This window comes from Pseudomonas fragi (assembly GCF_002269505.1).
Taxonomy (GTDB): domain Bacteria; phylum Pseudomonadota; class Gammaproteobacteria; order Pseudomonadales; family Pseudomonadaceae; genus Aquipseudomonas; species Aquipseudomonas fragi_D.
Window position 1 is genome coordinate 1 of record NZ_NQKQ01000035.1, and the last position, 12478, is coordinate 12478.

Consider the following 12478-nt stretch of genomic DNA (forward strand, 5'->3'; position numbering starts at 1 on the left):
TCGGTACTCAAGTGTTTGTATTGGGTAGACATGGCAACACCTTACATCAGGTGTTGCACTTGTTCCTTGAGACCGCCAAGTGTCGGATGAATGATTTACCTGAAACTTATCGTAGTTTTTCCTTACGGCTGGCCCAGCTGTAAGCCGCGTCAAGTGAAGATCCAAAAAAAATCCGAACACATACGAAGTCGTCGAAACCAAAATCGGCAACCACTAGATGCCATGAATTTTAAGTCGGATGATTGGGCTTTTGCGCAGGAAGCGCTTGTCAGTCCGCTCTTCCTCCGCGACCATGAGCGCGGAGAGCTTGTCCTATCCTCGGTTTTGATTCAGTTGTTCAGTGACATTGTTTATGCGGAACATGGTGGACGGATACATCATCGCTCCGGGATTGTCGGTCAGGACATGCGCCCCTGCCCACGCAGCCATCTCGCCGTCGCCTGAATCATCAATGAGCAGCTTACCTCACACAGCACGACGATCAGATTTGGTCTCAAGAACGAGGGGGGCGGCCTGACCCTTGTAGGACAGCGTTACTGCGTCAGCCAGGGCATGGAAGGAAACTTCACACCATTGGTGAGAAGGAGTACATCGGCTGCAATTTTGTAAGCGACAGTATCGAACTGCTACGCCCAAACTTTCCCGAAAATAAGGTGGGGTTCTATAAGCCATCGAATCTCATCGATGCGATCCAGCGGCGTGAGGTAATGCTATGGGTAACCCGCTTCAGCTCTCCAAGTTGGTTGGCATACAAGCCTCAGAAGTTGCTGACGCCGGCAGCGGTGCCCATTGTTTTATCCGGGGGCACGTTGCAGCTCTGCAAGCACTGCGGTTGGTGATTTAAACCTGCCCTAGTAAGTCTAAGGAAATTACGCGCATCTTGCAGGCATAGCGAGAGAGCTTCAAGCCGCACGCCTAGCACGCCTAACGACGATTGGACATTGACTCGATAATGCGGCATTGCTCGATCACGCCACCCTCGCAACAAGCTATCAAGCGCTCCAATTCCGACTCCAAACCTTGCAGGTCTCGGATGCGCACTCGAACCTGCTCTAACTGCCCTTCGACTTTTGCGTCCACCCCAGCGCAGGAAGCGTCGCGTGTATCAGCAAAGCCTAGTAACTCTCGAACATCGTCAAGACTGAAGCCCAGTGCGCGGCTACGGAGTATAAACAGTAGACGGTCGCGCTCCTCGTCGGTGTAGAAGCGATAGCCCGATGCTGAACGACCTGCGGAGGGCAGGAGGACGACCTGCTCGTAATGGCGGATGGCTATCGCTTTGGTATCGGTCGCCTTCGCCAAGGCTCCGACTGTATATGTGGTCGGACTCATTTCGCTTGACCTTATAGTTGCTAGAACCTTCATTCTACGCGCCTTAGGTGATAAGCAAATCTGCGCGCGCTCAAAAGAAAGCGGACTGAATCCTATGGAAGCACCGTTAAAACAGCATCAATCCGGAGCTTGGGCACTACTGCTCTGTGCTTGGTTGCTCGCTCTGGTATCAACAATCGCCGTGCTATTCGTTGGTGAAGTCATGGGGCAACTGCCCTGTGTGCTCTGTTGGTTTCAACGAGCCTTCATGTTTCCACTCGTCCTTGTATTGGGCGTCGCCTGCTTTTTATCGGACGCCGGTGTTTGGCGCTATGCACTGCCATTAGCAGTTGTGGGCTGGCTCATCGCTCTCTATCACAACCTGCTTTATTTCGGACTGATCCCTGAAAGCATCAAACCTTGCGGGGCTGCCTAAACGGGCACGATCCATATGCTTACCTGAAAGATGTTCTTATAAGCCTGCCGACGCAGCGCGCGAGTAAGATTAACGAGCTGCTACCGCATAGGTGGGCGCCCGCTTAATCGCGCAGGGTGTTTTGGGCTTATGTCTTCGCTGGCATCTACATTTTGCGCCACACCAAAGCAGGAATTGCTCGGATGTAAATTAGTTCGCTGACCAACTCAATCAGCGTTTGAGTAATGACTGCTGCCGCAGCGAGCCCTCTGATTTCCTCTGGCAAGGCCAATGCCAGTGGCAGAACCACCAATGAATTGCGTGTCGAGCTACTGAAAGCTACTGATCTTGCAGTGATGGCCGGCAATTTGAATGCTCGCGCAACCAGCGCACCAACCAATGGTGCCAAGAGCATGAAACCAATGTAGACAGGAATGACGGGCAGCAGCTTGTCCATGTCTCTGACCACCGCTGAAATCTGAGATCCGATCACTGCGACCAATACCGCTGCCATAGCCGGTACAGGCATCCAAGCCCAAGCGTTGTTCCAACCCTCAACGACGCGTGACCTTTTTGTACCGGCAGCTGTTGCTACCGCCAATACCAAGGGCAAAGCAATCAGCACTACGAAAGCCTCAACAAATGGGCCCACCGATATAACCACCCCCGAGTCATTACCCAGCATGAAGGCCAGATACAGGGGCAGTAGCACAAGCTGAAGCAAGAGTAGTAACGGCGTTGCCGCCAGAGTCAGTTTGGAGTCGCCCTTACCGATATGGGTAAACACCACCACATAGTCGATACAAGGCGTCAGCAAGACCAACAGTGCACCCACCAAAATCGCTGGGTGACCCGTTAGGCCCATGGTCAACGCCCAAACCAACAGGGGGATGGCGACGAAGTTGGCTGTCAGCAGCGCCGTCATGAAACGCTTGTTTGCAAGCCCTTCACGGAGATCCAGGAATGGGATCTGTAGAAACATGGTGTACATCAGCACAGCGATGGCTGGCGTCACCAACGCACCTAACGCTTGAGAAGCATTAGGTGCGAGCAGACCTCCGATAGCAGCGACAATGACCGCGACGAAGTAGACGGGAATCTGGTTCTTCTCTAGCTGTTCTCTGTCCACAAAATGCCCTTAAAACGCGTGAAATCAATTTTCGATTGAGCAGGGTAATATCTGTAGCTACTACAGGTTCAAGAAAATGCTTGGGGAATTCGCATGTCAGGAATCGGGGCGTTGTCTAAATCAACGGGTTGCCACATTGAAACTATTCGCTATTACGAGAAAATAGGCCTTTTACCTCCGGCGCTGCGGTCGACCGGCAGGCACCGAATCTACACAGAGAAGCATCGTTCAAGACTCGTCTTCATCCGTCAGAATCGTGAGTTAGGCTTTCCCCTCGACGATATCCGAGAACTCATCGCGCTCGCAGCAGATGCTGATCGTCCGTGCGCTGACGCGCTGTCGGTGGTCAAGAAGCACCTAGCAGAAGTAGAGTCGAAGGTAGCTAAGCTCCAGCAAATCCGGATAGAGCTGCTCTCAATGGCAGGCACGTGTGAGTCAATTTGCTTGGGTTCAAACTCCCCAGATTGCACGATTGTAGAGTCCTTGTTCGAACCCGCTGCTGGGACGCGCTCCGGTTGCTGCTCCTAGGCGAATCAAGAAGCGTGGGGGAAGCAAGATGCCATCGAAACCGAATAACGCGAAGGTCTCGAAGGTATATTGAATCGCCCCGGCTTTTCTAGACACTCTCCAAGCTCGCTGATTGCAATTGCTATCGATATAGTGCCCAGGCGCTGTGCCGCATTTATCGCACACCCTAATAAAAACTCATAGGTGGCAATGCACTTTAGGTAGAGCGGCATCCGTGTGGACAGGACAGGGATTATCAGTTGGCGCAACCGATGAGCACCTCGACATAATTGTTCCCGATACCATCCTGCAACTTGTGGCCAAAAGCGCAAGCGGAGCGCGCCGGCCCACGATGGGCCAGAGGCTTGAGAATGGAAGCCCGAAGCGTATGGCGTAATGCCCCCGATACGGAACATTAAGTTCCTTTTGCCCCGTTATGTACCCAGATGGGGGGCACTACGGGGGGCACTGTCCTGCGTGTAGCAGTGGACGGTCGTCATCACCGCCAGGCGTTAAAGAGACTTAGGCTGGCCGTCATACCTAGAAAGCTCGAGATCCCGCAGCGCCATCAACTCGTCACTCCGTCGCATAAACTCATCTGGAGTTATTTTTTTGAGCTTGAATTCGTTGTAAAGAGCATCGGAGTTCTTCTGATAAAGCGTTAACGTATTAGTCTTGTGCACGCTTTCAGCCGCATCACCTATGCTCTTATCTCCTTCGAATACCTTTGTTAGATAGTCTCTGAGAGACTCAATGCTCTTGTGGCCTGTCCACTCCCTAACTTTGCGTAAGAATTCCTTGTCGCTGATAAGTGCTGCTTGGAACTCATCCTTGCTTTCATACTTGTGTCGTTCGACGAGCAATCTGAACAAGTTCGTGATAAAGGCATGGCGGAACATATGCGCGCATGCTTGCTCTTCAATTCCAGCCGATTCTCTGATCTTCGAGACTATCGACGTTATAGTCTCAGGTGCGATCGGTTTTGCTGTTATTTCAGATATGAGCAAGTAGTCGTTTTGGTTTTCTGGGTGTGCTTTGATCAACTTCTGTCTTGCGGCTAAGTATTTTTTGACCTCATTCAATGCAATCGCATTCACCGGAACTTCACGGACAAATGCTTCGCCGCGCTTAAGCGTTACCAGCTTTAGCATTGGATACTTCATCAGCAGGGCATCACGCAGTGACGATGTTGTCAGGGATGCGATTTCCGATCGCCGAGCGCCTGTATGCTGAAGAAGTGTGAGCAGTGCAAGGTGTCGCGCTTTGAGGAACTCGGACTTGCCGCTATCATTTACCGCCTGCACCATCTTGTCAATGTTATGCTCAGAAATTGGGCTTCGTGTGTGCTCGCGGAAAGGTAGGGGGAAAGAGTGGTGCGAGATCGTAGTTGTTACTTTGTGTTGATTGTTGAAGGTGCGAATTACTTCTTCGGTGGTTAACTTGATGGTGCCTTTTGGTGATACGAAGTTGAGGTCGCCATAAAATTCGCCAATCCAAGCTAGGAACTTTAAGCACTCTCTACCTATGTTGATGGTGGTTCTGTCTGCTCTTTTTGGTTTATCAGGTTTTCTAGGGTTGGGCTCTTCAATTAGCTCAATGATGAAATCTTCAAAAAACTTGTCGGTTATGTGATAAGGGTCGACCCTGTAATGCCAGCAGCGTCTTATCAGCTGGCTAATGTTGCTCGCGTACTGGCCAATCGTTCCACCCTTGCTGTCCTGCCTTCGACCATCAGCAGAAATTTGCTCATGCTTCTTGGATAGTTTTAGCAAATAGAGATTGGCGATATGGCATGGCTCGTTATTTGGCCACTTTATGTATGGGAATTTGTAGAAGGCATGCTTGCGCGTCTTACCTCCGGAAAATCTCTGGAACAGATCTACATGATCTAGCGTTTCCACCAGAAATTCTTCATTCATTTTTCTTACCCTTGGCCGTGATAGATACGACCGATGCCTTCTGTATAGGCGGGATTTGATACATTTCAGGGTTTAGACTGGTTATTGCAGTGATACGCTTTAATATTTCCGCAGCGCGAATCTTGCGCGTCACTTCATCTTGTGCGCTGACTACGCCATCCAGCTTACTGCGGACATCCGATAAGGTTTGCAGGAGTATCAAGTTTGAGCGCTTCTGTACATCAAGGCTGAGATTAAGCTCCGCCAATTGCGCCAGTATCGCCTCTCTAGTTCTATTGTTTTTCGTGGGTGTTTTTTTTTCCTCCTTGTTGATAACCGACGCAGCATTTTTACGTAGGCGATCTATTGCAAGGAATCCACCCGGTATTCGCTCTTCGCTTCTTTGCTTAAATGTGTTTAAACTTATGGGTGATATATGTAGCGTCTCTCCCTCAACGATCGTTTCCAAAGCGAGCTTCGCCAGAGATGCCTGGCTAATAAGGGAGTCCCTTATAACGACACTTTTGAGGTACTTGTAAGGCGTCGCGATTATCGCTAGTAATAACTTTCTCGTGTTCTCAATCGAGGCGGCTTGAATGGTTTTTCCCTCATCCCATTTCATCTTGTTTCCTCACAACAACAAGTATGTCAACCCGTAAACCGTTATCACTCTCCAGGAAAACTGGCTCCATGGTCATTTGGTCGCTTTCCATAAGAAAGTCAAAGTATTCTGCGAGCTGTTCTGCATCCATTAATGACACGTTTCGGGTGCCGAATTTAGCCTCAATCAGATCAACCACATCAGTATAGTACGTGGCGCCGCCAGAGGCGATACGCTCGCTGAGGGCTTGCGACAAGGTGTTTTGAAGCTCCTTGCCTGGCAGCTCCTCCGTAATGTAATTCCAGATGTGCGCCGGGTCAGTGTGCCCGAACATCCACTGCAGGATGCCTACGCTTGCCCCGTACCCACAATGGAGGAAGATTAAGGCAAAGAACCGCCTCAGTTGGTGTTGGCGGATGTAGTAGCGACGCCCCAAACTGTCGCGCTCGACCTCAAAGTAATCACAAAACAGATCAATATTTTTGTAGTAGAGGTAAACGTCGCAAGGCGTCAAAGAACTTGTGCCTATGATGCCTGGGGACGAAAACAAGGGAAGGTGCTGATCGATGAAGCCGATGCTGATCAGCTCTGTCTGGAAGTCAATGAGCGTCTGAACCATTTCCGCCGCTAGGGGATCAATGGGGCGGGCGTTTCGAGCCCTGCGACCTTTTAGACCCCGACTAGACTTGGCGATAGGGGCGATCAGCCACTTTTTGTCCGCGCTGAGACAGTTGGCAGGATCGAGGCCGCGTAGTTCACAACCCCGTTTCGCCATCGTTGCTCCTACCAACAACTGGATAGATCCGTAATAGACCGCGATGAGTTCCAGTAGCCCTACATTGCCCCGTAGCTTGCTGAAATACAGTTCCTTGCTTTCTTTTAGTTCAGTACCAGGATCCCTTCCGTTGGAGCGAGTAGAAATTCCTAGGTACTGGACGCCAAGTTTAGCGATGGAGGGTTCGAGTAGCGAGAGGATAGTTGTGTCTGGGATGCCTGTGATGTTGACCTTGTGTTTCACGGAATATTTGGCGATGTTCACATAGCTTTCAAGAAGCTGCGGGCCGTATTCAAAGTGGAACTCAATGCCATCTTTGATCGCCTTGAAAATGATTGGGGTTGGGACATTTTTAAAACGGCCCATCGCCGCCCCTGTTACTTTATAGGTTGCAATCTCTCTAAGATCTTCTGGGGTAGGGAGTGGAAAATCTAGGGCAGAGATCTTTTGTAAGATGGTAAAGGCGGTGCGGTACAAGACCAAGTCTCGCTTGGTCATGCGGTCTGGGTTGCCGTTGGTGACCGGGGCGCCATCGACCTCACGAATAAAGCGATCATTACGCCAAATGAAACCTAATATGCTATGCAGGGGCTTGAGTCGCCTTTTTCCAGCTAAAGTATCGTTGTATAGTTGTGCACTGACCCATACTGAGTTGACGTTCACTCCACCATTTGGATGGGTGTGGTACATCTTGTTGATATAAAGCGCGGCTCTTACACGCGGGATCAGCTCCAGAGGGATATCAAGCACGTTCTCTTCGAGCTGAAGAGGTGTTATGTCGGAGATGGAAGGGTAATCCTCCAGGCATTTATCAATGGCCGCTGGGCTAGTTTCCTCCAGAAGCGAAATGCAGTAGTTCGCGAGACGATTGTTCCAATCGTAGGTACTCACAGCGACGTAGCTACTAGTCCCGACCTGCTCGATGATGTCACACATCACGTCATAGGTAAGCGCGCTCAGGCCATGCTCGACCAGCTCCAAGGCTTCGGCGCCTTGAAGGATATGGTCAATGAGCGTGAGCGTTCGTCGAAAAGATGCCGCCTGTGAGGCCCAGCTATTGGTGAAGCCTGGCCCAGCTGAATTTTGAGTCGCTGCTATCAGCCAGCATTGCAACGAGTTGAGTAATTTGACGTGCTGTGGATCCGTTAATAACGAACCGTCATACAGGTGAACACTCCAATCCAGGTCTTGGTCGGTCTTGAAACCAAAATTGTATTTCCACACAGGATCCCTGAAGCTTGAGACAAGCCACGGAGCCGACATGAAGTGTGATATGTCGCGTTTCTTGAACAGGCTGGCGAAATGAGCGAGGTGTTCAGGATACTGCATGGATCATGCTCTCGTAGGCGCTGGGGTTGCAATTTTTGGAGGCGATTTCCAAATGAGCGTGCAGGAGTTTGTCGCGACTTTTGAGGATGTACTTCTCGACCGTATCGCAAACCGCAGCCCAGTATTTGGCCAGCCCTCGAACAGCGTGTGGCGTCTTGCTGAGATTGATGGCTTTTCTGATGGACATCAGCGCGGTCATGCTTTCAGCAGACACGGAGACACCCACCTCTACAATCTCACCATTGGCCAAGCGATTTTCTTCCCTGGTTTTGAGGTTCTCCGGAACCTCCTTGAGTGTGTACCGGCTCAAAAACTCGTGCATTTGGTCGAAATCGTCAAACTTGGAAGCACGAAGTAGGTATTTACTGTCTTTCATGGCTTCGCAGATGATTCCCTTCTGGAAAATACGCACATACCTGGTCGCGAAGAAGTCATAGATCGCGGTGGGCAGGTAGGAATCCAACAGGTCTCTGTTCATGTGGGCGTGACCAAGCTTTCTGGCAAGTCTTGGCAGGCTATGATTTTGAATGTAATCAGCCACGGCTGACTGAGCGCGAACCCTGGTTATCGAGAGCTTCTTGATAAAGTCCACCAAGTCGTCGCCTCTTTTCACGGTGTGGGGCGATAGCCGCGCAATGAAAACTTCGCGCCTAAAAGCGTTCTTATCGACTGCCGTTCGATTTAGAATGTTGCTGTCAGCAGTTTTCGGATAGTTGAAGCTTCTTCCGCACGTTAAAAAAAGTTTTTGCCAAGTCGGATCGCCTTGCTTTTTAAGGTATTGGCGAAGTGGCTCCGTGATCTCTTCTACCATACGAACGAGCGCAGCAGCCTTGGGGTGCAGCAGGATTTTCTGTTCGGAGTTCTTACTCCCGCGCCTATCCTTAAATCCAATAAGTTCATAGCCCTTGTCAGTCTTCAAGAACGAAACCCTTTTTGGGCCGTCCCAAATCACCAAGTCGTCCATGAAGGTAGTGGTAATTTCCGGGTGGTATAGAGTGAGTAAGCACTGAAACGGCAGTAAGCTGTAGGTTGTGGGTAGGCCAAGTTTTAGTGCTAGCGCCGGAAGCCTTATTCCGTAACGACGACGCGCATCATTCGTTGTGCACATGCCTTCGTCTTCGAAGGTGCGACAAATATTTGCGAAGCCTAGCTTTTCGAAGTTAAGGCGATTTTGGGGGTTGCGGACAACACGCTCCAGAAGCATGCCGTCCCCAGCTTCTCTGACTCGAATTCGTTGCGCTTTGCGAATTGCCAACGCCTCTGATAGCCCCCATTTTTCGATGCACGACAGATCACTGGTAATCTCTCCATAAAGGAGGTCGATTGCCTGGATGTCCGTGACATGCACGGGTACTTCTGTCAGAAGTTTGTCTTTGATCTCAATGCCATGCTTGTTCTTCTTGATGTTGAGCTCGGAGCCAGCCTTACTCTTCCCTGCAGGCAAAACTATTGCGTCTTCGTCAGCCGACCAAACATCGGTTTTGAGGAAGCATCTTATGATCAGGTTTCGCATAGTTCTGAAAGTGCGAGCATTGAGTTCTGGGTCTTCGTTGCGCTCGTACTCAATGTTCTGGTAGTGCCAGAAATAGTGCTCGAAAAAGTCTTCCATCATCTCCGGTGACTGGAAAGCTGCCGGAGGGAAACGAAAGCTTTGCTCAGATATGTATTTGGCGAGCTTATTGATCATCCCGCTCGCCACTTTGGCGCGCTTCAAAGAGTCGCGTCTGATCGCTTCATGGAAAGCTTTGGTGAACTCAGGGCCGTGCGAGTGATACATCGCAACTAGCTTGAGATAAACCGATTTTCCTTTCTTGGCCTTGACCTTCCACCCACTCCAGAAGGAGACGATCTCCGGGTCTAGCTTGTGCTTGCTCTCTTGCCATGTCTGTTCAAAGTGAGGCAGCCGGGCACGAGACCAGATCACTGGCTGCAGGCCTGGAACAAGGTCGACCAGACCAGAAATCATCTCAGTAACAGCAATTGATCGTTGACGAACTATGTACTCTTCAAGCACAGCTATGTCGCCAACGTGAAGGCTTCCAAGAAAGCTTTCGACCAGCCACGTGAGTTTTTCACCATCAAGGTTGGTCAGGCTGAGGTACTCGCCCAAGCAGTGACAGTGACAGTCGAAAAGCTGCAGAGCATTACTATTGTGTCTATCAAGTGTGGTCGGAGACATCAGCAGCTTGTATGCCAGCTCTTCATCAATGGCCTGCAGCGGGTAGTGGGTGACGTAGCCTTTACTTTTGATGATTGTCACGGTTTTATTTACCCTTGAAGGCTGGATTTGTCCTTAAAATGTAGCGGATTTTAAGTATTTGACAATGTGTCAAATCAGCAAACTTGCAGAGCGTAGTCTGGATGCCGATCTGGCGTTAGCCTTGAGCCTCAACGGGCGTGAGCTGTTTCGTGACGAACAGCCGCTGAAAATTCTGCTGATGTCCGCGACCCTTGAAGGCGAGCGTCTGTCCGGCATCCTCGACGATGCTCCGATCCTGCGCAGTGAGGGCCGCATGTACCCGGTGGCGATGCGCTGGGGGCGACCGTTTGTGCCGGGAGAGTTTATCGAGCCACGGGTGGTACAGACCGTGCTCGATGCCATCAACGATGAAAGCGGCAGCCTGCTGGTGTTCCTTCCCGGGCAGGCGGAGATTCGCCGGGTCAATCAGCAACTGGCCGACGCGTTGGGTTCACGCAGCGATATTCTGCTGTGCCCCTTGCATGGCGAACTGGATCTGGCGGCCCAACGGGCTGCCATCGAGCCTGCGCCCAAGGGCCAGCGCAAGGTGGTGCTGGCCACCAATATTGCCGAGACCAGCCTGACCATCGACGGCGTGCGTGTAGTGATCGACGCCGGGCTGGCGCGGCTGCCGCGGTTTGACCCGGGCAGCGGCATGACCCGCCTTGATACCCAACGCATCTCCCGCGCCAGTGCTACCCAGCGCGCTGGCCGTGCCGGGCGACTGGAGCCCGGTGTGTGCTATCGCCTGTGGTCTGAAGACCAGCACGCACAAATGGCCGCCTATGGCAGTGCAGAAATTCTCCAGGCCGATCTGGCCGGGTTGGCGCTGCAACTGGCACGCTGGGGTGTCACCCCCGAGCAACTGATCTGGCTCGATATGCCGCCCTCGGCAAGTTATGCACAGGCCCGGCAACTGCTGGAGCGCCTGGGGGCCTTGCACGGAGCAAAACTCACCCCTCACGGCGAAGCGATGGCCGAACTGCCCGCGCACCCGCGGATCGCCCATCTGCTGCTGCGCGGCCAGGACCTGGGGCTGGCCGATATGGCCTGTGATGTCGCGGCGTTGTTGGGGGAGCGCGATATCCTGCGCGGCGTCGGCGCGGACGTACACAGCCGGTTGGCCCTGTTGTCGGGCGAAAGCCGCGCTTCACGTGGCGGGCAGGGTGGTGTGCAGCGGGCCAAACAACTGGCCCGGCAATATCGTGGGTATTTGCGTGGTAAGGCCACGCAGCCGGTCGCCGACCCCGACCACCCGCGCTGGCTGGGTGCCTTGCTGGCGCTGGCCTACCCCGATCGGGTCGCCCAACAGCGTAAACCCGGTGGCGCGGAATATCGACTGGCCAATGGCCGTGCGGCGTTGTTCAGCGAAGTGGATGGCCTGATGAAACAACCCTGGCTGGTGATTGCCGACTTGGGCAGCCGTCAGGGGCAGCGTGAAGAGCGCATTTACCTGGCGGCAGAATTTGACCCCGCGTTGCTGGAGGGTGTGCTGAGCGAGCAGGTCAGCGTTGTCGATCAGCTGGACTGGGATGAGCGCGAGGGCGTGCTGCGTGCCGAGCGCCAGCGCAAGGTTGGCGAGTTGGTACTCAGCCGTGAGCCATTGACCGGGCTCGACGAAGCCGCCCGAACCGGGGCGTTGGTCAATCTGGTGCGGCGCAAGGGCCTGGAGCTGTTGCCGTGGACACCCGAGCTACGCCAGTGGCAAGCGCGGGTCGGGCTGCTGCGTCAGCTGGATTTACAGGTTCAGGGCGACAGTGAGTGGCCCGATGTCAGCGACACGGCCTTGCTGGGCAGCCTTGAAGACTGGCTGGCGCCATATCTGGGTCGGGTCTCGCGGCTGAGCCATTTTGCCAGTCTCGACCTGTCGAGCATTGTGCATAACCTGCTTAAGTGGCCGTTGCCGCAACGACTTGAAGAATTGGCACCCCATCACATCAAGGTTCCGTCGGGATCTTCGGTGCGGCTGGACTACAGTGAGCATCCGCCGATTCTGGCGGTGCGCCTGCAAGAGTTGTTCGGGCTGGCGGATACCCCGCGCATTGCGGGCGGGCGGCAAGTGGTCAAACTGCACCTGTTGTCGCCTGCGCGGCGACCGGTGCAAGTCACCCAGGACCTGGCCAACTTCTGGCGCAGCACCTATGCCGAAGTGAAGAAAGACCTGAAAGGGCGCTACCCCAAGCATTACTGGCCCGATGACCCGCTGGTGGCCGAAGCCACGGCGCGGATCAAGCCTCGAAAAGCCTAGAGCCCTGTGCTCAGATTTGTAGTCGC

7 protein-coding genes and 3 pseudogenes are annotated in these 12478 nt (G+C 52.8%); 4 read left to right on the plus strand and 6 right to left on the minus strand.

Annotated elements, in window-relative coordinates; genetic code table 11:
• Positions 1–924: 924 nt before the first annotated feature.
• Positions 925–1365 carry a MerR family transcriptional regulator gene (locus CJU81_RS21945; protein ID WP_016779314.1) on the minus strand — a complete coding sequence of 147 codons (441 nt, stop codon included), beginning with the start codon at positions 1363–1365 and terminating at the stop codon, positions 925–927.
• 61 nt (positions 1366–1426) lie between these two features.
• Between CJU81_RS21945 and CJU81_RS21950 the strand changes: the two are divergent.
• Positions 1427–1741, plus strand: a pseudogene (locus CJU81_RS21950) (disulfide bond formation protein B); the annotation flags it as partial.
• Between the two features lie 2 nt (positions 1742–1743).
• A pseudogene (locus tag CJU81_RS21955) lies at positions 1744–1854 on the plus strand (transposase domain-containing protein); the annotation flags it as partial.
• Positions 1855–1892: 38 nt separating this feature from the next.
• Here the strand turns inward: CJU81_RS21955 and CJU81_RS21960 are convergent.
• Positions 1893–2855, minus strand: coding sequence for an arsenic resistance protein (locus CJU81_RS21960; protein WP_016779316.1), 963 nt, complete (start codon positions 2853–2855; stop codon positions 1893–1895).
• Between the two features lie 93 nt (positions 2856–2948).
• Between CJU81_RS21960 and CJU81_RS21965 the strand changes: the two genes are divergently transcribed.
• Positions 2949–3383, plus strand: coding sequence for a MerR family transcriptional regulator (locus tag CJU81_RS21965; protein ID WP_016779317.1), 435 nt, complete (start codon positions 2949–2951; stop codon positions 3381–3383).
• Positions 3384–3874: 491 nt separating this feature from the next.
• Here the strand turns inward: CJU81_RS21965 and CJU81_RS21970 are convergent, their stop codons facing one another.
• The 4 genes from CJU81_RS21970 to CJU81_RS21985 are packed head-to-tail and all read right to left on the minus strand — an operon-like array spanning position 3875 to position 10225.
• Positions 3875–5281 carry a tyrosine-type recombinase/integrase gene (locus CJU81_RS21970; RefSeq protein ID WP_095018412.1) on the minus strand — a complete coding sequence of 469 codons (1407 nt, stop codon included), beginning with the start codon at positions 5279–5281 and terminating at the stop codon, positions 3875–3877.
• A complete protein-coding gene (locus tag CJU81_RS21975; RefSeq protein WP_095023445.1) occupies positions 5274–5882 on the minus strand; it encodes a hypothetical protein in 609 nt (202 codons plus the stop codon). The genes CJU81_RS21970 and CJU81_RS21975 overlap by 8 nt, the downstream gene beginning before the upstream one ends.
• The gene (locus CJU81_RS21980) at positions 5869–7965 is read right to left on the minus strand and encodes a hypothetical protein (protein ID WP_016779320.1); all 2097 of its coding nucleotides are present in this window, start codon (positions 7963–7965) and stop codon (positions 5869–5871) included. Before CJU81_RS21980 ends, CJU81_RS21975 begins: the two co-directional genes overlap by 14 nt.
• The gene (locus CJU81_RS21985; protein WP_016779321.1) at positions 7952–10225 is read right to left on the minus strand and encodes a hypothetical protein; all 2274 of its coding nucleotides are present in this window, start codon (positions 10223–10225) and stop codon (positions 7952–7954) included. The genes CJU81_RS21980 and CJU81_RS21985 overlap by 14 nt, the downstream gene beginning before the upstream one ends.
• A gap of 88 nt (positions 10226–10313) precedes the next feature.
• Here CJU81_RS21985 and hrpB point away from each other — a divergent pair.
• Positions 10314–12452 (plus strand): annotated as a pseudogene (gene hrpB, locus CJU81_RS21990) (ATP-dependent helicase HrpB); the annotation flags it as partial.
• Between the last annotated feature and the right edge of the window lie 26 nt (positions 12453–12478).